Source organism: Microcoleus sp. (assembly GCF_041354475.1).
GTDB lineage: Bacteria > Cyanobacteriota > Cyanobacteriia > Cyanobacteriales > Microcoleaceae > Microcoleus.
This window is the reverse complement of record NZ_JBGJZU010000035.1, coordinates 37,492-60,704: the sequence shown is the minus strand read 5'-3', so window position 1 is coordinate 60,704 and position 23,213 is coordinate 37,492. Positions and strand designations below refer to the sequence as shown.

Genomic DNA, 23,213 nt, shown 5'->3' with positions numbered 1-23,213 from the left:
AGCTACAAGCTGGAAAGCACCCGTAGGTGTCATCACCCTCAAAACGTAGTATTCAAGATACTTAGGCTGGCTATTTGTCCAGTTTATGAACTAGCTGTCAAGTCTTGTCCACTGTTTGGTCAATAGCTTTCATCTCTGGGGAAAATCCCAAATTCTCAATCTAGAATCCCAAATCTAAAGCTCTCTCCACCATGGTGGATACACAGGGTTTTCAGGATATTTGAGATAAAATAGATGATTTTTCTAAAGAAAATATGAAGTTGAGAATTATTTTATTTAAAATATTCTTGTTCGGTATTATATCACTATTCGATACCAATGGCAATAGTCCGAAGGCATAAATTTGGTTGATACTGGAAAATTTACCGGAGTGGGTAAAATGTCAGAATGAAATGTAGTGAAGGAAACAAAAATTCCCTTGATAGTCTTAAGCTAGCGACAAAGTAAACCAAAAAATTGCCCCAGCACCCGGAGTGCTAATCACCCCTATTTTCCCGCCATGAGCCCCAATAATTTGCCGACAAAGATAGAGCCCTAAACCTAAACCAACAGATTGTCGGGAGCGTGAGCCTCTAACATAAAGTTCAAAAAGATGTTCGCACTGCTCCGGCGATATTCCCACCCCATCATCTTGAACAACACATAAAATCATCTTCATGGGGGAAGTCAAAAGTGACAATTGGGAATTTAGGGTAAAAATTTGGGAATCATTAATGGCAAATTTATCAGTATCCGATGGCACATCCCCCGGATATTTAGTGAGCTTTGCTCCCTCTATCACCTTAGCTGAAATAGTCACATTTAGCCCAGATAAATTATGTTTTAAAGCGTTAGAAATTAAATTAGAAAAAACCCGCCATAACTGAGTGGGATCGCCATAAACGGCCGGCAAATCATCGGGGACTAAATTTTTAAAATTAGCTTGACTCTCATGAATTAACGGCTCCAAATCTGCGGCTGCATCTTCAATTAGCTGCTTCAAATTTACCCGATCGCAGTGCAAAACTAAACCGCGCAATTCGCTAGCATGAACTTCCAATAAAGAATCGATTAACCGCAATTGCTGCTCGCTACCTTTAATCATCCGCTCCAAAACTGAACGAGGAATTTCTATAGATTTATCAGATTTTTTTTCCCAATTTTTCAAAACCATTAACATTCCTGCAACAGGGTTGCGCAAATCGTGAGAAAGAGCGTGAACAAATAGCCTCAGAGCTGATTGTGCCTGTTTTCGCTGGGTGATATCCTGAATGGAACCTTCATAATAAACCACAGAGCCACTGCTATCTAACACCGCCCTAGCATTCTCAGAAATCCAGACAATGCTCCCATCTGAGCGATAAATTTGAGACTCAAAATCCGACACTCTGCCGTTTTCCTCGATCGCTCGCACAAACTGACTCCTGCGATCGCGATCGAGATACAACTGATGCCCGATATCAGTAAATTTTGCCGTCACCTCCGATGGCGAATCGCACCCATAAATCTTCGCCAAAGCTGGATTAGCAGTAATATAGCGGCCATCGGGAGTGCTTTGAAAAATACCCTCACCAGCATTTTCAAAAATACTGCGATACTTCGCTTCCGCCACCTCTAATTGTTGATAAGCAGATTGCAATTCTCGGCGAGTGCTAAACTCAGTTTTTTGGAGAATTTCGTACCAGTAAACTGACAAGTCACAAATAAAACAAAACCAAAATAAATACAAGTAAAAGCCGCTCATCCGAAACGGAGTATACCGAGCAAAACTCAGGTTTAAAACCAAATTTATCGCGATGTGGCACAACAAAACACCAAGTTGAGAAATCAGGTGCAGAGGCCAACGTACAGGCATGAGCGTAGCCTGGGTCAGAAATGCTAAACTCCAGGTTAAAATCGGCAAGTCTCCGACTCTGGCTAAAGCTAATCCAAGCTGTACAACTACAGTCAAGGACCAGGAAAAACCCAAAAATAGCAAACCAGGGTAACGCTGTCCGATCGCAGTTTTTTGCAAAACCAAGCTGGTGATTAAACCTAACTCTACAGCAAAACTCGTGTACAGGTAAACAGCTTTAAACTCCTGGGGAGCAAAGAGGGCTTCACCGATAAAATAGATAATAATTGTTAAAACAAAAAAAATAGCAATCTGCACAGTAGGGCGTAGCCTGTCTCGAAGAAAGCGATCGCGCCACACCTCATAAACCGTTAGTCCTGGAACTGATTTAGCATTGGCCATTTGTGATTTGTTATTTGTGATTTGTTGTTTGTTAAAGAACCCACCACTAACAAATAACTACTAACTACTGACAACTTCCACAACAGGCAAAGAAAACCAGAAAGTCGAGCCACCTCCAGGAGTGTTTTCCATGCCCATTTCACCGCCGTGAGCTTTGATAATTTGCTTGGAAAGGTACAGTCCCAAACCCAGCCCGGTTAGTTGTCGGTTATTGGGGTCTTGAACGCAGAGTTCAAACAAAGAGTCACACTGTTGTGGGCTGATTCCTACTCCATTATCCACTACAACAGTGCGAACCATTTTTACGGTCGATCGCGGTAATTGGTAGCTCAGATTGCCAATTTCACCTTGATAGCGAGGGAATTGGTAACTGCCATCGCAGTAACTTTTGCTATGTATATCACGATATTTCATGCTGATTTCTAGCGGTTGTGTCGCAGATTCCCCACCTATTTTAAAGATTTGACTTTCAGCATCCGAGGAATATCTCACCTGATCTATACATTTATATAATATACCATTTTGCGCTATTAGATTATTTTTATTACTTTGATTAAGTAGGAAATTATCTACTTCTATCACCTCTAATTTACAATTTATTGTTACTCCGGGAGGATTGTGTTTGATAGCATTAATCAGTAGATTTTCTAAGACCCGCTGTAACTGTTGGACATCGGCAAATACCAGAGGCAAATTCGCAGGTATTTCCTGAATTAAAGTTGCTTGATTTTTAGCCAGCAGCGGTTCTAATTTGGCAATGACTGCGGAAGTTAAAGATGGTAATTGCAGTGGTAAGGTGTTAAGGCAAACACCTTTGACCCCGGTGGCGTGAGCGTCTAGTAGGGCATTAACCATACCCAACTGGTGTTCGCTGCCCTCAACTATCCGCTCCAAAATCGAGCGAGAAATCGGAACAGTTTGTTGAGAGTCAGCAGATGCTTTATTTAGTAAATTTTTCATCAGGATTAACATTCCCATAACAGGGGTGCGGAGATGGTGGGAAACTGCGTGTAAAAACAAGTCTTTGAGTCGATTGCTTTCTTGCAATTCTTGCATTTTTTGTTGTAGTTGTGTGGTGCGTTCCTCCACTTGAAATTCTAGGTTGGTATTGAGGTCTTTTACCTGCTGCAAAAGTTGGGCTTGCTGAAGGGCGATCGCCACTTGGGTAGCAAGTTTTTCTAATAAATCAATCTCAAATTCCTGCCACTGGCGCGGCCCAGAACACTGATTGACTGCCAGGGTTCCGAACAACTCACCGCCCAAGACGATCGGCACATTTAAGGTGGCGCGAATTTGATACTCATTGTAGTATTTGGTAAATCCATCCATGACTTCCACGCTAGCAGTATCGGAGAGTGCTCTGGCGCGGTTGGTGGCATAAAAGGTTTTCAAGTATTCAAAATGGCTCTCGTTAGCCAGCACACAGCCCAAAATAGAACGGTATTCGGTACCGACAGACTCAGCGACAATCTGACCGTAGACTGGCGAATCGGGCATTGTCTCCAGCGCCGATTTTATGCCGATGAAAGCGCGGTCTGCTTTGAAAAATTGCCGCACTTCGGCGACAGTAGTATTGAGAATTTCTTGGAGGTCTAGGGAATGGCGAATCCGCAGTGCCATTTCTGAGAGGAGGCGATCGCGATCGACTGATGCTCGCAAGGCTTTGGTAGCAAGGTAGCGATCGGTAACGTCCTGAACTGTTGCAGAAATCACGTTTGAGTGAATTTCCGACTGTTCGCACACAGTGCGTTCGGAGCCATTGCCAAGCACAATCCGGTAATTAATGCAATAGGATTTTCGATCTAATATGGCTTGGCGCTGCGATCGCGCCACCAATTCTCGGTCTTCTGGGTGTACCGCTTGCAGAAACAACCAGGGCGCGGGTTTGATTGTTCCGGGAGTTAAACCCAAGAGCCGATAAAGTTGGTCGGACCACCGCAATTCGAGGTTGGATGTATGATGTTCGGGCGATTGCTCCCAGTCGTCAGGTGGTTCTAGGGTGGCGCAATCTAAATCCCAATGGCCTAACTGAGCAATACGTTGAGCGTTGGCCAAACTAGCTTCACGATCGCGCAACATGGCTGCTGTGCGGCGCACCTCCACCAGAGCTTGCTCGCGTTCGGCGACGGCGGCGGCTAACATCAAGGCCACAATGGCCATCGTCGCCATAAAAGCCTGTAAAAATAAAACCGGCATCCACGTAAGTCGGTCACTGAGGGTAGCCGAAGAGTTAACTAAAAACGGGCCGCCACCCTGGACAGTTCCCAAAATCGCGATGTAAGAAACGATCGAATAAGCAAAAATCGCTCCCCCAGGACTCCATCGCAGGGCCGCCCAGACTACCAGAGGAAAGGGCAAATATTCTAGGGGATAGATAGCGCTAGCAGCATCTGTTTTTGAACCAAACACCAGCCAGCTAACGCTCACTAGCAGAGTTAGCAAAATCAACGGTTCTGAATAATTAACAATTAAATTTGGTAATCGGTAATTGGTAATTAATTTTTTGCCAACTCTATTCCGTAATAAGTGGGTCAAAGTCAGCAAGACTGGGGTAAATAGCAAAATCCCAATACCATCACCCAGCCACATTGTCCACCAATTTCTCCAAAAATTGCTCCACGGAATCCAACCAAAAATGCAGCCGCTCAGATTGCTGATGGTAGAACCAATCAAAGTAGACCCAATGACAGCGCAGGCTACTAACCCCAGAACATCTCCCAGGCGATCGAGTTTGGTCGAAAAACCCCAGCGCCTGAGCAAAGCCTCACCAAGGAGAGCTTGCAGGGTGACGCTAAAGGCTGAAGAGAGCATGACGATGGAGGGTATACCGACGGCGAAGGTAGAACTCAACAGCAGGGAACCGACGGTAATTCCGGGCCACATCCGCCGTCCTTGGAGTAGGAGTGCGGCGAGGGCGATGCCGGCGGGTGGCCACACCGGGGAAGCATCGGCTTTCACGAATCCGAGCCAGGAGGCTGCGAGTTTTCCAGTCACATAGTAGGTGAGGGCCAGGATGCCACTAAGTGTCAAGAATAATAGGGGTTGAGTGCGACGGTTGAGCATTTTCATGGGGTTAGGTGCGATCGAGTCTGACCTTACTGAATGTTCAATTTAGGTGGCAAACGGGTGATCGGGCTTCCTCCAAGAGAATTACCTGATTAGGGGAATGGTTCATGGTTCATGGGGAATGACTTCTTAAAATCCAAAACCTCGCTTACCATCGGGTTTAATAGTCATCCAATTCGTCTTTGCCATGGCCAATTGTTCTTCACTAACTGTAGCGTTAGTCAGATTCGCCCCCGACAAATTTGCCCCCCGCAAATTCGCCTTGCTCAAATAAGCCCCCGTCAAGTCCGCACCTCGGAAATCAGCCCCTTCAAAATTAGCCGTACTGCAATAAGCTTCAGTCAAATTAGCATCTCGCAAATTCGCCCCGATCAATCTCGCATGACCCAAATTTGCCCCCGACAAATCTGCTGCTTGCAAATTCGTTTTCACCAGCTTTGCCTGATAAAAATTTCCCCCCGCCAACTGCGCTTTTTGTAGTTGCAGACCAGACAGTTCGCTGTCGGCAAAATCGCGCTTGCCTTTAAAATATGCCGATCGCACGCTGTTACTATCCCACTTGGGAGTGACTTTCGGTAACTTTGGCGCTGCTAAATTGCCACTAGAATGTCCCACTGTGCCGAAGGTTCTGCCGGACTCAGCCAGAGTGCGCGAAACTCTCGGCTGCATCCCCGTGTTCCCGGATGGATTTAGGGAACTTCTACCGGCGGGCCCCGGCTTCGATCCCCGATTAATTTTAGTCTTGTTAGTCTTGGAGGAAGGCCAGGAAGAACCCTCATCATTAAATATGGTCGGTTCTTCAACAGTGCCATTATTGCCGTTGAATTGAGTCGCTAAGCCATCGAGAAGGGTTGGGTCTTCAAATTGACCATTCAGAGCTCTGAGGACATCGGCTGCTGATTGGAAGCGGTGTCCCACCATCGGTTTCAGCATTTTTTCCAGAATCCGCGCGAAACTGGCACTGAGGTGAACGTGATGCTGCCACACAATTTCGCCGGTGACTCCATCGAAATCTAAATCTTTGGGCGATTTTGCTGTCAGCAAATACAGACAAGTCATGCCCAAGGCATAGATATCACTGGCAAATACTGGTCGCATTGCCATTTGTTCCGGCGGGGCAAAACTAAAGGTCCCCACGGAAAATTTGGTGTTGGCGCTTTGGTCGGTGGGGTCTAATAATAATGTTTGGCTGACTTGATCTTTGACTGCTCCGAAATCAATTAACACCAAGTGGTTGTCTTGAACTCGGCGAATAATATTCGCGGGTTTTATGTCCCGGTGAATTACTCCTTGGCTGTGGATATATTGCACTACTGGCAGAATTTCCAAGAGAAAATTTTTAACATCTGATTCATTTAAACGACCCGATTGTTTGACTTCTTGTTTTAAAGTCGAGCCTTTAACATACTCTTGAACCAAAAAAAATTGTTGTTCTGCCTCAAAGTAATCTAGCAGCCTGGGTACTTGGGGGTGATCCCCCAGTTTGCCTAGGGTTTTTGCCTCTCGCTTAAATAATTCCCGCGCCATTTCTAGAACTCGTGGCGACGTACTGCTTGGTCGCAGTTGCTTGACTACGCAACTCGGCTGACCGGGCAAAGATATATCTTTGGCCAGAAATGTTGCCCCAAATCCTCCTTGTCCTAACGGTTGAATTACTTGATACCGAGCACGCAGCAGCAATCGCGCACCGCAGGCCTGACACTGAACGATCGAGTCAGGTGGATTTTGAGGATGTGGACAGCCGGGATTTACGCAGTAGCTCATGTTGATTGACAGTGCCTATGTTTTTCTCATCTATTGACATACTCCCTGGCGTAAACGCGCGGGGATTCTTTACGCTTCATCGACTGATGCTACCTTTGATAGTCTTACTCTGTCTCACCGTACATTTAAGGTCGTGCCGATGCCCCATGCCGACCATTTCTATTGGTTTTCGTTGACTATTTTGGTTGAAAATTTGTGCAGTTCGTCTTTGCGAGTATCGGCGAATTAGAATTGCACCTAAGTCTTTTAGGCTGCTATCTTTTCCCTTTTTTTACCATCTCGCTGCTGTGAGTTTTTTCAGTTGATTATCCGGGAAGATAGTTTAAAGGCTTGCTAAAGCTATCCTTTTTTGTTTGACACTCCCCGACATACAGGTACGGGGATTCTGGGTTCAACCAGTCAACTTGCCCGGTAAAGTCTTTCTAAACTTAGGTGCTGTTTGCACTTTTCGATATCTCTAGCATACCTCATTCTCTCGCATGAGAATGTTACTCATCCGCCAAGATCCATCTCCCTTTGGGGAAAATTATCGTTTTTTCTGATAAATCGCTCAAACATCTTGACAATATTTACTAAATATGATATCGAGTCCTGGATTGATTCTGGGGCTAGATAGTTATAACAAATGGTATTCGCCAGAAGGTAGAATGCAGAAGGCATTAGTCATCAGACATCTCCTATAATTATTGTGGAACAGGCATCCTGTCTGTTCAACACTGGCTTTTTGCCAGATGTCTATTAGGTATGCGTCAGAAATTTTGATAATTCCTAGGGACTAATGACTAATAACTAATGACTACTAACTAAACTATGCGTATTTCTCTAAATTGGCTGCGGGAATTGGTGGATGTGGCGATCGCCCCGGAAGAACTAGCCGAAACTCTGACCATGGCAGGATTTGAAGTAGAAGAGATCGAAGACCGACGTACTTGGGCCGACGGCGTGGTTTTGGGTAAAATAGTGGCGATCGAACAACATCCCAATGCAGACAAGTTGAGAGTTTGTCAAGTAGATGTCGGCCAACCAGAAGCTTTAAATATTGTTTGTGGCGCACCCAACGCTAGGGCAGACATTTACGTGCCCGTCGCGGTAGTCGGGACTTTTTTATCTCAGATAGATTTAAAAATTAAACCCGCGAAATTGCGGGGCGTTCCCTCTGCCGGCATGATTTGTTCTCTAGCAGAATTGGGACTATCCAAAGAATCGGCAGGAATTCACATATTTGACTTAGAAAACCCGGAATTGGGCAGTGATATTCGCCCGCTTTTAGGTTTAGATGATGTCATTTTAGACTTGACAGCAACGGCGAATCGTGCTGATGCTTTGAGTATGGTTGGTGTGGCGCGGGAAGTGGCGGCGCTGACAGGGGCAAAGTTGAGAATTCCCGCAGCAGCGGATGTGGCAATTCAGGGGGAAAACAGTCCTAATTTAACAGTAGAAATATTCGAGTCTGAAGGATGCCCGATTTACACGGGGACAACCATTGAAGGAGTTAAAATCGCCCCGTCTCCGGCTTGGTTACAGCAGCGTTTGCAGGCGGCAGGAGTGCGACCAATTAATAATGTAGTTGACGTGACTAATTACATTTTACTGGAATGGGGCCAGCCGCTGCACGCTTTCGATCGCGATCGCCTGCAATCCTTCACCGGCAATCCAGATATCAACATCGGTGTTCGGTTTGCCAAAACAGGCGAATCCTTCAAAACCTTGGACGGACAAAACCGCAATTTGCGATCGCAAAATTTGCTAATTACTGCTAGCGACAAACCCGTAGCTTTGGCTGGTGTCATGGGTGGCGAAGAAACAGAAGTGCACGACGGCACCCAAAACTTAATCTTAGAAGCAGCAATTTTTGACCAAGCCACAATTCGCCGTTCAGCGCGCGCTCAAGGCCTGCGAAGTGAGTCTTCGATCCGCTACGAACGGGGAGTGAATCAAGCAGCCTTGGCGACAGCTTGCAACCGCGCCCTATCCCTAATTTTGGAGTTGGCGGGAGGCGCTGTGACGGTGCAGAAAACTGCCAGTTCTGGTGGGGATGATTTGACTTTTTCGCGATCGCTCCAATTGCGTCTCGATCGCATAAATCTAGTTTTAGGCAAATTAAAAAGAGGCCAAACAGGTGGTTCTGAATATTTGGAACCGCAAGAAGTAAAAAACATTCTCACAGCTTTGGGCTGTGAAGTAGTTCCGGCACAGAAAGAACGGGTATTTGCAGTTGTAGTTCCACCTTACCGCTACCGGGATTTAGAAAGGGAAATTGATTTAATTGAAGAAGTTGCCAGACTTCACGGTTATGACAATTTCTGCGAGACTTTACCCAGCAAAACGGAACCAGGTTATCTGTCACCAGAATACGCGGCAATTCGGAATGTGCGATCGGCTTTTCGGGCGGCCGGTTTGACAGAATTGATGCACTATTCTTTAGTGAAAACTGAGGGAGAAGATCAGGTGGTTTTAGCAAATCCCCTGTTTGTCGAGTATTCAGCTTTACGGACGGAAATGCTGTCGGGTTTGATAGATGCTTTCGCCTACAATTTGGAGCAAGGAAACGGCGCGCTCAACGGTTTTGAAGTCGGCCGCATTTTCTGGAAAGAAGGGGATGCCATGAAGGAAGCAGACGCAGTTGCGGGGATTATTGGAGGCGACCCGACTGTGTGGAAATGGCAACAATCTGGGCGCGATCGCCCTTTGACTTGGTTTGAGGCTAAAGGTATTTTGGAAAGTGCCTTTCAACAATTGGGTTTGGTAGTCGAATATGCGAGTGATTCCTCTAATTCGCGCTTGCATCCAGGGCGCACGGCTGCATTATCCTTAAACGGGAAACCTTTGGGGATTTTTGGACAGTTACACCCGCAATTGCAGCAAGAAAAAGATTTGCCAGAGCAGGTTTATGTGTTTCAATTAGATTTAGCAGTGCTAGTAGCTAATTTGGAGCGATCGCACAATGCCCCTAGCAAATTCACCAGTTATTCGAGTTTCCCCGCTTCTGACAGAGACATTGCATTTTTCGCACCCATTGAAGTTCCCGTTGTCGATATGCAAAGCGCCATGAAAAAAGCCGCCGGTAACTTACTAGATTCGGTGGAATTGTTCGACGAATATCGTGGCGACAACGTGCCGGCGGGCCAACGCAGTTTAGCTTTTAGGTTAGTATATCGTGCAGGCGATCGAACATTAAGCGACACCGATGTCGAACCAGCCCAACAAAAAGTGCGCGATGTTTTAGTCGAGAAATTCGGCGTTAGTTTGAGAAGCTAAAATAGGTCATCAGTCACCAATGAGGCCGCCGGGGAATCAATTCCCCGGCTAATAGCTAAAGTCCTCTAAAGAGGACTAACAGAACTTACACGTTACAAGGTAAATTTGTCATTCTGAGCGAAGTTAAGAATCTCAAATCCTTGCAACAAAGTCGTCGAGATTGCATAAGCCCTAACTAATAAACTATTCAGTCCTCTTGAGAGGACTTCAGCTTTGAGACAGGGGTTTCAACCCCTGTCGGACTGTCGGACTGCGGGGCTGCCGGATTACCGGACTCAGGGAAAGAGCGTTAAACTGTAATTAAAGGCCGCAACATATCTCGCACATCGAAAGAAATATCAGGAAATTGCAGAGGAGAAATACTCGCATCATCCCCAAGAACTGCTATACTTTGATAACCATCCTGACTCGGTTCTCGCAATACGTGAAGTTGGCGATTATTAACATCTAATACCCAATAATCTGCAATTCCTGACTGAGCATAAAGATTTGCTTTAATCCCCAAATCTGTCCTCAGCGTAGTATCAGCAACCTCAATAATCAGATAAATTTCAGAAGGAGTTGGATGATGGTCTTCATAGTAAAGTGGATCTGGTATAACCACAGCAATATCAGGTTCCGGTTCCGAGTAATTATTTAACCGAACAGGATCTTGTAATCGCACCAAAACTCGATTTCCCAAACGATTTTCCAGTAACTTCTCTGTGCGTTTTACTCCTGCACCGTGTGCGGTTCCTTTTGCGGCCATTTTAACTATCTGTCCTCCCAGTAACTCTACTCGTTCATCTTCATCAAGAATCCCAATTTCTGCCATTAGGTGATATTCTTGAACCGTCAACAGGCGAATGTCTAATAAAGTCATAGCTTGCTCCTCTATGAATTTAGTAATATTATAACCCACGGAGGTGGGTTTTGTTTGTGTAGTTTGACCTCGAATTCGGATGACGGGCGCTTCGCCACATCCGAATTTGAGGTCAAAAGCGGTTTCCAACCGCCGGACTTTAGTATAATATATTAAATGATAACAACATAAAATTTTATGGAAGAATTAATGGAATTAAAGGAGTTACTACACCAAGGTAAGGTTACAGAGGCTTTAGTGTTAGTCGCAGAATTAGAAGAAATGAGCAAGTCCGACAAACTTAACAAAATTTTCAGTTATGGTATCATTCTGCTATTACATCTGATTAAAAAAGTTGCTGAAAACCGCACTACTAAGTCTTGGGAAACTTCGATATTTAATTCAGTCAAGCAAATTCAACGCACCAACAAGCGGCATAAAACTAAAGGCACTTATCTCACGGAAGAGGAATTAGTCGAGACTTTGGAGGATGCCTATGAATCTGGGTTGAAGTCGGCGGCTTTAGAAGCTTTTGAAGGAATCTATGATGTTGAAGAAATTGCCAAGATGGTGAACCGAGATGATATTATGAAAATGGCGATCGCATTGATTGTGGATAAACAGCCTGAAATTTAGATTGTTCAAGAGGTTGACAAATATGACTAAATATGTGATGTGGGGAAGTTACTGCGAAGATGTCCTAGAAAAACGTGCTCCGTTTCGAGAGGCTCATTTAGCAGGATTGGCTAAGCAGAAGGAATCGGGAGTGTTAATTGCGATCGGACCTACCAAAGATTTAACCAAAGTTTTTGCAATTTACGAAGCCGAAAACGAGGCGACTGTGCGACAATTGGTTGAAGCCGATCCTTATTGGGTAAATGGGGTTTGGACTGAATACGATGTGAAAGAGTGGATTCAAGCTTTTTGAAGGGGATAACAGGGTGAACATCTTAAGATTGGACGACAGCGATTTAGTTCCAGTGGACTATGGCGATTTGCTGGACAAGATTTTAGAAGTTTTGCGGGGGAAAAATCCGTTTAGTCTTTCGGATGATCGTCGTCGTCTGATTGTCGATATCGATGCCATTGCTGCTGACGTTGCCAAAATAGAAGTGCGGAAACCCTTGGGTTCCTTTGAACGTCAAGCACATTCTGCTACAGTCAATTTTCCCCAGGAAGTTGAGGAGCATTTTGGCGACAGAATCAAGCAGATCAAAGAGTATTTACGACAACACTTAGAATCTAAGTTGCCACAAAATGTTTCAATAGAAAAGTTTGTCACTAGCTTAATTACTCCTTTAAATTCACCATCTTTTCGGGGAAACGGTCAAGAGTTAGGTTTTAAATACGATTTTGGCAAACGCCACCCTTCTTTAGAAAAAGAAAAGCTAACTTTGCAACCCCTCGATTCTGGTAGCCACGCTACTTTAAAGCTACATAAATTGACGATTGCGGTGCGAAATACTGATGTTTTTCAACAACAGCTAAAAGAGGGTTTGGAAAACTACATTAATGAAAAAGCCGATACTAACGACGACAGACAAGAACTTCATCATCGTCTTGATGAGATGGTTAAAAATCAAGACTCAGATTTTCATAAATTGATCCGACTGGTAGACAAAGAAACTCTGGGAAAACTGAATAAAGAAGCAAAAATTACTTATCTGGAGTATCTACTAGAACACATCAGCGCTAGCAGCACAGATACTGTAGGTATCATCTATTTAGAAGACTTGATTCGTCGCCTCAGATTGCTCGAAAAGTATATCAATGACAGCAGTAAAGCCGATGGCGAATACGAAGTGAATTATGCAGAATTCCGATTTAATTACAGAGAAATTTTTGCCAGAGCGGAAGCTTTAGATGCACTGCCAATTATCCCAATTGTAGCAGGTTACTTGGGAGAAAGCACCGACACTCCTCAAAGCGAACGTAAATTTATCTTTGGTCTCAAAATCAAATTTAACAACCCAGTTCAAGCGCGCGGCGGAAAAGAAGCATTTGAATATTATCTGAATCTACTCAATCCAGATAGTGAAGAACACCAAGCAGCAATTGGGGAAGATTCCATAGATTCAATTACCGAAACCTTCGCCCGTAAGGTGTTAAGAATCGCATTACTGTACTATTTTGTGTTTGCTTCTCGCCATAACCCACTAGCACAAAACTACGACGCTGAAGCTGAACTCAATCATCACCCGATCGCAATTTTTGAACAAAGAGTATTACCAGTCCTACAAGGTTCTGATGACGAGGCGAAAAGAGAGCTATTTCGCAACTTCATCGAAGGGTTTAAGAAGTTTAATATTAAGCACAAAATCAGCCATCTTAAAAAAATGCTGAAAGGCTTTCTGGAACGGCAGACAATTTTGCCCAGTCGAACAGAAACAAGACACGTAAACCTCAAAATGGGTCTGTTAGAAGACATTGACAATATTTTGACGACTGGTAAATTTTTCAATGACATTATGGAGCGAAAATACAAGCAGACACTCCATTATATTGCAGTCGAACAGCCTACTGTCAGCGAAACAGCAATCTGTCAGCTACCAGTTAATATTACCATAGAAGATGTCCGCTATTTCCCTACTGATGAACGTCAAACTTTCAGCATGGAATATAATATAGAAGGTGTCGATGTTTTGCCGATACTTTCTGCACCTAAAGCCCAGCGTTCTAGAGACATCTACAAATACCATTTTAATACCAAATTAGTCCTGTTTCCCTATGACGACAGACGACTAGATAGTGGCGAAAAAGGTTTACAACCTGCGGCGGCTTTTGTCTATAAGTTTACCATGTTACTGCTGTCTTATATCTGTATGAGAATACTGCTAGAAAATAAAGCGGAAAACTTATTTATTCCGATGGCGAGACTTCACGAAGGCGTCCATAAACACCCTTCACCGTCAGAAGAATTTATGGCTAACGTTTCCAAAACATTGTCTCACATTTTGAGTGAAAAACACCGCTCAACTTCTCAAGGATTTCGGATTAGAGAAAAAGTTGATGGTTTCCATGTCCGTAACGGTTTGAGTTCCATGTATTCCATCCTTCCTAAAAAGTTTCGCTTCGACAATGTGCAGCTATCTCCAGAGTTGGATAAGTTAGCAATTATTGTCGTCTCCAGTCGGGATAGCGATGCGAAAAGAGGTAATCAAAACCGCTTCCAAAGACAAGCCAGCTTAATCGGAGAAGTTGTCGGAATCAATCAGCTAAACGACAGCACAATTCAAGTCGAAATGCTGAAAACCTTTTCCGAGAATTACAGTGTCAGCCGCCTTTATACTGAACCTGTAATTCTTGAAGATGTCATGAGTCAGCTTTATCAACAAGGATATCGGAATTTTGCATATATTTCCCAAGCACCTTACATGAGTACGCTGCATATTACCAAGACTGAGGAAGATGAGGAAATGTCTTTCATGTCAAAAAAATTGCTCCGAACTTTGAAGGGAGAGCGCCGAGATATCAAAATTTATCCGATGTTTTTTGATAAATACTTTGTCCGCAGTTTTCTAGGCGACAAAGGCAAATCTTTTTACATTCAAGATGCAATGGAACTTGAAAGCTTGTCTGCAAAAGGTAATCAGCAAGCTGTAATGTTTTTCAACTTGTTTAACGGGATTAAAGTCAAGCAGCCGGGAGAAAAAAACTTTTACAACGGTGTGATTTCCTACTCGACGTTATTGCATATATACGATGGGATTCTGGATGACCAAGACCTTCATCAAGGTTTGATTTATGATGGTGAAATCAAAGATACTTTGCTGCATTATCTCACACTCTTCCACTTTTCCAGGTATGAAGCTCGCCACAATATTAGTTTAAAACTTGACCCCTACGAGCGGATTATTGGCGATGATTCTGTTGGTGCTTTATCTATATTTAATCATGCGGGTGGGAATGCAGAATTTAACTCGCTGGCATTTTTGAATAAGGTAAGAGAAGTCTTGAATGTCGGTGATGGAGGTACGCAATCATGATCAGTGCAGATTTTGGACGACTGTTTGAGGTTGGATTCAATATTGGGATTTTGGCATATATTCAAAAGGAAAAGCTAGCTCATAATTTTGGTGATTCCTACCGTTTGGATTTGCAGCAACTCAAATTGCCAAACATGATGGCGGAAATGATTAGAGAAGCTAATCTGCTGGCTAGTTTAAATACTGAAATCGCGGAAAAATGGAGTTTGTTTTTTGTCCAAAAAGGCTTTCTTGGTGGGTTGAATTTTTTTCGGGAGTACGTCAAATCTACTGGCTGGAATTTGCACAGGTTGGAAATTGTCTATTGTCAGTGCAATTTTAGTAATGATAACAGTATCAGAACCTATGAAAGGGATGAGAAAAAAGTATTTAAACAGCTATTATCTCAGTTCAAAACTGCAAAACGTAGTTTATCTGATGATGAAATTAACTCCTACATCCGGCGCTACAACAAGAAAACGGGTGAGTTTTTGCAAGCTGATACTCTGATGTTGTTACAGTATGAGAATGATTTTAGAATTCTGTGCGTTGATTTATCTGCGTTTACTCCTCCGTTGACTTCGGAAAAAGTCGATAATCTCAACGAAATAGAGGTGATGCGGAAATATTTGCTCAGAGAAATTAGCTATTTGCGCTCCAAAAGTGTGTTTTCTAATCTGCGGATGGATACTAGCACTTTGGGTGTGGATTTTTCGGAGGATTTAAAAGGCTATTTCACAGCTTTTAAGTATAAGGATAAGGAAAGCGTTAAGTTGATTCAGGCTGGTAGCTATGCTCACAGTTTCTATGGATTTCTGCAACAAACTGGTATCCTTGGACAAGATGCTGAGGTTTTGTTTAATGTGGTGGGTTATGGCGATCGCAATATTAGCACAATTTCCCTACGCAAGGACAAACTTAAGCTGTTAGCCACCTGTGCCAAAATTTATCAGAATGAACCGAAAGGTAAAGAAATTAGCGACGCTCGTAGCGAAGTTTTAGATGTTATTCAACTTAACGCAGCTCGCAGTTTTAAAGACGGCAAAAAATTGGTCAATTCTCTGTTAAAAATTGGCAAAACTATTGAACCTGTATGTCATTCTGAAAAAATAGACAATTTTGTTAATTCCATTGATATTATATCAGATGAACTGGCAGATAAATTGCAAATTGAGCGTGGCTTGCATTTGAGAAATGCTCATGCTAAATTAATTGTAAAAGCGCTTCAATCTGATGAAACTTATATCTTTTTGACTGGTAATCCGGGAATTGGGAAAACAACTGCGATCGCAAATTTCCTAAAAACACATATCGACGACGGTTTCTTATTCTTATATGTCAGTCCCCGCAAACAAGTAAACTTGGATATTATCGAGAAATTCAAAGATAAGAATACTGGTTTGCTGTGCGACAATCGGCTATTCTGTATTAACACAAACTCCGACATTATTGCCAGCCATTCGGGAAAACGTACAGTCAAGTATAGCTCAAATAGCCGCAGCGAAAACTTTACAGAAAAAACGGTTCATTTTCTTAAAGATAATCCCGAACTTCAGGTAAGAGAAAACTACCAGCGACAAATTGCTAGAAAGAATGAAACCGTAATTGAAGCAGCTAGCCTCAAAACTATGGGAGTGCTAAATAGTATTTGTAATGGGATTTATAGCCTAATCAACTGTAGAACTTCTAACAATATTGTAGCTACGGTTTCTATCCAATCTTTGAGGATGAAAGAAAATCGACAAAGTACCCTTGATTATTTAGAACAGATATTTCAAGATACTTATAACAAACGGGATAAACAAGTCATCCCCGCTAAGATGCAAGAAATATCCAGCCGCATCAAACACATCTTCATTATGATAGATGAAATTACTGGAGATGACGGCGGCGTTGAGTTTTTAGCTGGAATTGCCAAGATGGTTAAAAAGCATGAGTTGCATAAGCCACAACACGGTTTTAATACTAAAATTATTGTAGCAGATGCTTCGATTGTTGACCCCGATGTGATTAAACAACACCTGGAAAATACCTCCCATGAACCGGATAAAATCTATTTTAAAAAGTTAGCTAAAAATTCGGATGCAATTGAACCTTTACAAGTCACTCCTTTTAAATTTAATCATCTAGCCGCAACGGTAATCAATGCCAATTCTTATCCAGCCCGCAGTTTGCAGATAACTTACAAAGTATTTGTAGAAGCTGTTAAATACAATGAAGATGCGTCTTTAAAGGAGAATAATAATTTAGTAAGCCGGGTACAATCTGAAATAATTCAGGATATCAATCAGCGATTGGCGCAACCTGGTGTCGAACAAATTATAGTCTATATTCAAAGCAAGCAAAGATTGGCAGAATTGATTGAGAAAATTCAAAAAGAACGAGAATTTAATCAGTTTACTGATTATCTAGAAATTCATGCGAATATCTCGGAAGAGGAGAAAGCAAAAATACAAGAGTGCAAAGATACAGCTAAAGTAATCTTTATGACAGCATCGGGAAGTCGTGGCTTATCTTTCCCGAAAACTAAGCACATTTTAGTTGATATTGCTCACTTCCAAATTGAGAAAAATCTGATGGAAGTGATACAGGTGATTTATCGGGGGCGCGGCGAAGATAAATATGGTAAAACCCTTGATGGTGAAGACAAAGAATTGCTTTTTTACGTGTCTTATACAGCGGTTTATTACGCTGATGATGCAGATGCAGAACTTTCCTTACAAGAAAGTAAGTTGAGTTTGTTGAATTTACTGCTAATTCTGAAGACTGCGGTGATGACGCGAATTTCGGGATATGGTTATTTAGGTAGGGAAAAGTTTGTGATGATTCCGATTGGCGGTAAGTCGGTTTCCGCAGTGGGAGATACTTTTAGTAACAAGATGGCTTCTCTGATTAAAACGCTAAAGAGCGAAAGCATCCGAGGAAATATGTTGTTAAAGGAGGTTTATACGAGCCTGGAACAGCTTTTGGGGCGTGGGGAGTTTCTTTTGATAAATTCTGATAACTCGCGTCACAAGGGCGATTCTTACCTGGAAATGCGAGATGATTTTAACAAGAAGTTTTTGGAAAAGTGCAATCCTCTTGCAGGTTTGCTGAGTTATGATAATTTAGAGATTGGTCATGTTTGTGGTAGTTTGTTGGTAGTGCCTCTGGCTAATAAAAATTTGCTGGAAAAATACCAGATGCGGCTACGCGAGCAAATTCAGAAATGTGTAGATAATCGGTTGTTGCACAAAATGTATCAAATTAGGGATAGCGAGTCGTCCCCGGAGAATGTACGATCTGCTATAAGAGGAGGTGCGATCGAGCTTTTGCAATTTCTCAACAGCGATGTCGAGAAAACTCAGTATTTTGAACAGCTTAGTCAACAGTTCGATCGCTATTATGCCATACCGCTGTTTGCCTTCGTTAGCGGGGAGGAAATGCAGGAGTATTTTGCTGACAGCGGGCTGGAAGAACCGGAAGACAGGCGGTTTCGGGATATCTTGTCGGCTTATATGCGAGCAATGTATCCTGTAGATAGTGTAATGCCGATCGGACACAATTACAAAGACTTCCCATTTATCGTGTTTAGAAGCTACAGTTTAGAACAAAGTCGAGCCAAGATGTTCACAGATAAGTACCTGTTGAGCTCTAACGAGTTAAATGTGCTCAACTTGATTTTATCAAAAGATCCAAATTAACTCATCTGCGTTAATATGCGGTTGAAAATCCTCTGCCACTAACTAATGTATGTAGCAATCTTAAATTAGTGGTAAATATTTTCACCCCACCCCAACCCTCCCCTTACTAAGGGGAGGGAGTAAGAAATTCACAAATGATTTAGGATTGCTATAATAATCAACAAACGAAAAACTCACTTAAACAAATATGACAGTCAAAGTAGGAGACATCGCACCGGATTTCACCTTAACTTCGCAAACTGGCTCATCAGTCAGCCTCAAAGATTTTCGGGGTCAAAAAAATGTTATCGTTTACTTCTATCCCAAAGACGACACACCCGGATGTACAGCGGAAGCTTGTGCTTTTCGTGATAGTTATGAAGTTTTCAAAGACGCAGGTGCAGAAGTAATTGGGATTAGCGATGATTCCCAGCAGTCTCACCAGAAATTCGCTACTAAATATCAGTTACCTTTTACGTTGTTGAGCGATACTGGTAACAAAGTTCGGCAATTATATGGCGTTCCTGCTACACTATGGATTATGCCCGGTCGAGTAACTTATGTGATTGATAAACAAGGTGTTGTCAAGCATATTTTTGACTCGATGTTGGATTTTAAGGCCCACGTTGCAGAGTCTCTCAAAACTTTGGAAGGTATTAAAAGTTAGATATGATTGGATCGGAATGATTTAACCGCAGAGAGCGCAGAGAACACAGAGGAAGAGAAGAGGTAGAGTAAGACAAAGAGAGGAGTTGAGTCCTCTCTTTGGTGATAGCAATTATCTAACCTTTCGCAGCGCCTGACTTTTCCGGTGCAGCGTTGTGGGCAGTTTTGCCATTTTTACCATTAGTATGACCGTTGGCATTCCGAGGCTGGATTACTCCATAGCCACCGTGACTCTTGCGTTCGTAGAGCACGTTGATTTCGTTAGTTTCGGCATTGCGGAACATATAAAAATCGTGGTCGATAATCTGCAATTGTTCTAAAGCTTCTTGCACAGTCATCGGAGGCATGGCAAAATACTTAGTCCGTACCACCTCGGCTGGAAGTTCGGGAGTGCGATCGCCTATCAAATCCACAACCACAGGAAGTTCATCGACCACAGCCACGGTTTTAGCATTGGTAGTGGTTTTGTTGTCCTGACGTTTTTCCTTAAATTTCCGCAGTTGGCGAGCTATTTTGTCGGCAACTAAATCTATACTGGCATAAAGGCTTTCCGTACTTTCTTCAGCCCGAATTACGCTTCCATTAGCATAAATTGTCACCTCAGCAGTCTGCTTAGGATTAATCCTGGGGTTACGAGCCACCGACAGATGTATGTCCACTTCTGTAGTCAAACTTTGAAAATGGCTAACCGCCTTTTCCACTTTTTGATTGACGTACTCGCGAATCGCATCGGTGATTTCTATATTTTTACCCTGGATAACAAGCTTCATAGAGCTCCCTCCCTTCTCTAACGTGGGTATAGTTTATACAATAGCACTTTGTATTCTACAAAACACTCATCTTGAAAATCTTTTTAATCTGTTGACAATTCTTAATTTTAACTAGGTAAATTTTCAGTAAAAACACTCTTGATTTTTTTCATGATTTTCCCTTCTTTTCCTCAACATCTACATTCTCAATCCTGCTTGCTCCTTGACTGGGGACAAGTACCCTACTCCCAAGCTTGGGAAGCTCAGCAACAACTGGTGCAAGAGCGTCGCGATAATCCAGATTTGCCGGATGTGCTGATTTTGCTGGAACATCCGCCTGTGTACACCTTGGGACAGGGGGCGAAATTGGAATTTCTGAAATTTGACGGCGAAACTGCGCCGGAATTGCACCGAGTCGAGCGAGGCGGTGAGGTGACTTACCATTGTCCAGGTCAGTTGGTGGGCTATCCGATTTTGAATTTGCGCCGTCACCAGCAGGATTTGCACTGGTATTTGCGACAGTTGGAGGAGGTGCTGCTGAGGGTGCTGGCTGTTTTGGGGCTTTCGGGGGCGCGGGTGCCGGGGATGACTGGGGTTTGGGTTGATGGGTGCAAAGTAGCTGCGATCGGGATTAAGGTTAGTCGCTGGATTACTATGCACGGTTTTGCTTTAAATGTTTGCCCGGATTTGGCTGGTTTTGGGCAAATTGTACCTTGCGGGATTCCCGATCGACCTGTGGGGAGTTTGGAGCAGTTTATTCCTGGAATTGAGGTCGATCGCGTTCGGGCGATCGTGGTGGCGGAGTTTGCAGAAGTATTTGGGGTGGAATTTATGCCAGATGTCTAATATATTTAAATCAAAAACCCTCGTCAGTCTCAACTTGAGACACTGAGTTACGCCTTGTTCTTAAGGATGAAAAAATAGAAATCATGGCAAATTGCGCTTTGGGTCGTCATGCGGTAGTCATTGGCGGAAGCATAGCCGGACTCCTAACAGCTAGGGTTTTGACTGATTATTTTGAACAGGTGACAATCATTGAACGAGACCGCTTCCCTCTTCAACCAGAACCTCGCAGGGGCATTCCTCAAGGCACTCAACTTCATCTGTTGCTAAGCCGAGGTCGTCAAATCATCGAAGATTTGTTTCCAGGCTTAGAAGCAGAATTAATCGCTCAAGGAGCCGTAACGCTGGATATGGGAAGCGATGTGAAATGGCTCAACCCTTTTGGCTGGAATACTCGTTTCCCCTCTGGATTTACAGTGCTGTCTTTTAGCCGCCACATTTTGGATTGGTTAATTTACCGTAGATTAGCACGAGTAAGTCACCTTCATTTCCAGGAGGAAGCTTATGTAACTCAACTCATTTCCACTCCTGATGGAACTAGCATTGCAGGAGTGAGATTCCGCCAACGTCAGCAAAACGGAGAGACTCAAGAGCAAACCTTGCTCGCTGATTTTGTGGTGGATGCCAGTGGCTATAGTTCACAAGCCCCCAAATGGTTGAAAGCATTGGGCTATGAGGTGCCAAAGGAAACAGTGATTACAGCGGGCATGGGATATACCGGTCGCACATATGAGATTCCCGCAGGATTTCAATCCGATTGGAAAGCCGTTTATCTGCAAGCCTCTCCACCCGAACGCACTTCGATGGCTGTCCTGTTCCCCATTGAAAATAACTGTTGGATTCTGGGGTTCTGTGGCACTTTACCCCACCGCCCCTCAAAAGATGAAGCTGCCCTTTTGGATGCGATCGATCACTTACCCAGCCCGATGATTTACAACGCTATTAAGCACGCAAAACCTTCTACACCGATTGAAATTTACCATTCTCCAGGCAATCGGTTATGCCACTACGAAACTCTGAAGCGACAGCCCGAACGCTTTGTGGTTTTAGGAGATGCTGTTTGTTCCTTCACACCCATTTATGCTCAAGGCATGACTGTAGTCGCATTGGGAGTCAAGGCCTTAGAGGCGTGCTTGGCAAAAATTGCCCGACAGCCCTCACCTAGCCTCACTGGATTAGCAAAAACATTTCAGAAACAACTGGCAAAAATTAATGCTGAACCTTGGATTACCGCTACGAGTCAAGATGCTAAATACCCTACCATTCAAGGTATCACCAAGGCTCATAGTGTCCCGGAAAAGTTGATGGGATGGTACATGAACCAAGTCATTCATTTAACTGTGCGCGATCCTCAAACTACACTCAGTTTTTTTCAAGTTTTGCATATGCTCAAATCTACTACCACACTATTTCAACCTCGCATTCTGTTGCAGGTATTAAAGCAGGTACTGGCGAATCAATCGAAACCACATCAACCAAAGACGTGATTGATTGCGCTAGGAACCTGGAATATCCTGTATTGGTCAATTCTGCGTAAAAGTTTGCAGTTGAAGCCAAAGGTTTGATATCAAGTTCGGTAGCATCTGAATTATTAAGACCTCTATTTTATCCCTCTGTGTCCTCTGTGTTCTCTGCGGTTAAATCATTCCGATGCAACCAGAAACGATATAACTGAGAGAATTAGCGATCTAATACCGGATCGGGGGCTTCTCTAACCTGAGACAGAAGCAAGACAGATGTAGAAATACGTCCTAAGAGTTTTGCGATCGCCCTTAGTGTTAGGTAGGATTCTTGTTAGTTAATCGCACTCCTCTCAGGAGAAAAAATTTATGGCAGATATGTCCGGTCAAGACCCCTCGGAAATTAAAATGGCGACGGTTGATGAAGAACAAAAAGGCGCCACGTTTAGCGGTACGGTCATCCTTGCTATCGATGTCGAGGGTGGGGAAGTCGTTTTCTTCAGAGACTTTTTGATTGAAGATTATCAAGGCGAACTGACCGCTTATCTCGCAACAGATGGCAATATATCGAAAAGCATTGATTTAGGCGAACTTAAGCATAAAAGCCACACCTTTAAGCTGCCAATTCCGCTGGGGACAGATACATCACCCTACAATACAGTCGTGCTGCGCGACGAAAAAAGCAAGAAAAAAGTTCTGACTATCAAGCTGTAAAAATTGTATA

The 23,213-nt window shown here is 43.4% G+C and carries 14 protein-coding genes; 9 read left to right on the top strand and 5 right to left on the bottom strand.

The features are described 5' to 3' along the window. Positions 1-427: 427 nt before the first annotated feature. The 3 genes from ACBR23_RS14905 to ACBR23_RS14895 all read right to left on the bottom strand — a co-directional run bounded on the left by ACBR23_RS14905 (position 428) and on the right by ACBR23_RS14895 (position 7,045). The gene (locus ACBR23_RS14905) at positions 428-2,215 is read right to left on the bottom strand and encodes an ATP-binding protein (RefSeq protein ID WP_371113982.1); all 1,788 of its coding nucleotides are present in this window, start codon (positions 2,213-2,215) and stop codon (positions 428-430) included. Between the two features lie 60 nt (positions 2,216-2,275). Continuing rightward, positions 2,276-5,284 (bottom strand): MASE1 domain-containing protein, encoded by a 3,009-nt coding sequence (locus ACBR23_RS14900; RefSeq protein ID WP_371113983.1) that lies wholly within the window; start codon positions 5,282-5,284, stop codon positions 2,276-2,278. 126 nt (positions 5,285-5,410) lie between these two features. After that, entirely contained in the window at positions 5,411-7,045 is a 1,635-nt protein-coding gene (locus ACBR23_RS14895; protein ID WP_371113984.1) for a pentapeptide repeat-containing protein, read from the bottom strand. Positions 7,046-7,855: 810 nt separating this feature from the next. Here ACBR23_RS14895 and pheT point away from each other — a divergent pair. Further along, positions 7,856-10,303 (top strand): phenylalanine--tRNA ligase subunit beta, encoded by a 2,448-nt coding sequence (pheT, locus tag ACBR23_RS14890; RefSeq protein ID WP_371113985.1) that lies wholly within the window; start codon positions 7,856-7,858, stop codon positions 10,301-10,303. Between the two features lie 289 nt (positions 10,304-10,592). On the opposite strand, the gene ACBR23_RS14885 is transcribed toward pheT, so the two are convergent. Beyond that, a complete protein-coding gene (locus tag ACBR23_RS14885) occupies positions 10,593-11,294 on the bottom strand; it encodes a Uma2 family endonuclease (RefSeq protein ID WP_371119644.1) in 702 nt (233 codons plus the stop codon). Between the two features lie 48 nt (positions 11,295-11,342). Here ACBR23_RS14885 and ACBR23_RS14880 point away from each other — a divergent pair, with 48 nt between their 5' ends. The 5 genes from ACBR23_RS14880 to ACBR23_RS14860 all read left to right on the top strand — a co-directional run bounded on the left by ACBR23_RS14880 (position 11,343) and on the right by ACBR23_RS14860 (position 19,438). Beyond that, positions 11,343-11,780 carry a DUF29 family protein gene (locus tag ACBR23_RS14880; RefSeq protein WP_371113987.1) on the top strand — a complete coding sequence of 146 codons (438 nt, stop codon included), beginning with the start codon at positions 11,343-11,345 and terminating at the stop codon, positions 11,778-11,780. Positions 11,781-11,802: 22 nt separating this feature from the next. Beyond that, positions 11,803-12,072: a YciI family protein gene (locus ACBR23_RS14875; protein WP_371113988.1), complete on the top strand. Its 270-nt coding sequence runs from the start codon at positions 11,803-11,805 to the stop codon at positions 12,070-12,072. Between the two features lie 13 nt (positions 12,073-12,085). Next, a complete protein-coding gene (locus tag ACBR23_RS14870; RefSeq protein ID WP_371119645.1) occupies positions 12,086-15,130 on the top strand; it encodes a hypothetical protein in 3,045 nt (1,014 codons plus the stop codon). Next, on the top strand, positions 15,127-18,792 hold the full coding sequence (locus ACBR23_RS14865) for a helicase-related protein (RefSeq protein ID WP_371119646.1): 3,666 nt from the start codon (positions 15,127-15,129) through the stop codon (positions 18,790-18,792). Before ACBR23_RS14870 ends, ACBR23_RS14865 begins: the two co-directional genes overlap by 4 nt. A 187-nt stretch (positions 18,793-18,979) precedes the next feature. Beyond that, positions 18,980-19,438 carry a peroxiredoxin gene (locus ACBR23_RS14860; RefSeq protein ID WP_371113991.1) on the top strand — a complete coding sequence of 153 codons (459 nt, stop codon included), beginning with the start codon at positions 18,980-18,982 and terminating at the stop codon, positions 19,436-19,438. Between the two features lie 115 nt (positions 19,439-19,553). Here the strand turns inward: ACBR23_RS14860 and hpf are convergent, their stop codons facing one another. Continuing rightward, on the bottom strand, positions 19,554-20,207 hold the full coding sequence (gene hpf, locus ACBR23_RS14855) for a ribosome hibernation-promoting factor, HPF/YfiA family (RefSeq protein WP_371113992.1): 654 nt from the start codon (positions 20,205-20,207) through the stop codon (positions 19,554-19,556). Positions 20,208-20,357: 150 nt separating this feature from the next. On the opposite strand from hpf, the gene lipB reads away from it, so the two are divergent. The 3 genes from lipB to ACBR23_RS14840 all read left to right on the top strand — a co-directional run bounded on the left by lipB (position 20,358) and on the right by ACBR23_RS14840 (position 23,203). Then, positions 20,358-21,032 carry a lipoyl(octanoyl) transferase LipB gene (gene lipB, locus ACBR23_RS14850; protein WP_341736278.1) on the top strand — a complete coding sequence of 225 codons (675 nt, stop codon included), beginning with the start codon at positions 20,358-20,360 and terminating at the stop codon, positions 21,030-21,032. Positions 21,033-21,115: 83 nt separating this feature from the next. Continuing rightward, on the top strand, positions 21,116-22,516 hold the full coding sequence (locus tag ACBR23_RS14845; RefSeq protein WP_371119647.1) for an FAD-dependent oxidoreductase: 1,401 nt from the start codon (positions 21,116-21,118) through the stop codon (positions 22,514-22,516). Between the two features lie 342 nt (positions 22,517-22,858). Beyond that, positions 22,859-23,203, top strand: a complete 345-nt coding sequence (locus ACBR23_RS14840; protein ID WP_371119648.1) for a hypothetical protein — start codon at positions 22,859-22,861, stop codon at positions 23,201-23,203. Positions 23,204-23,213: the final 10 nt, after the last annotated feature.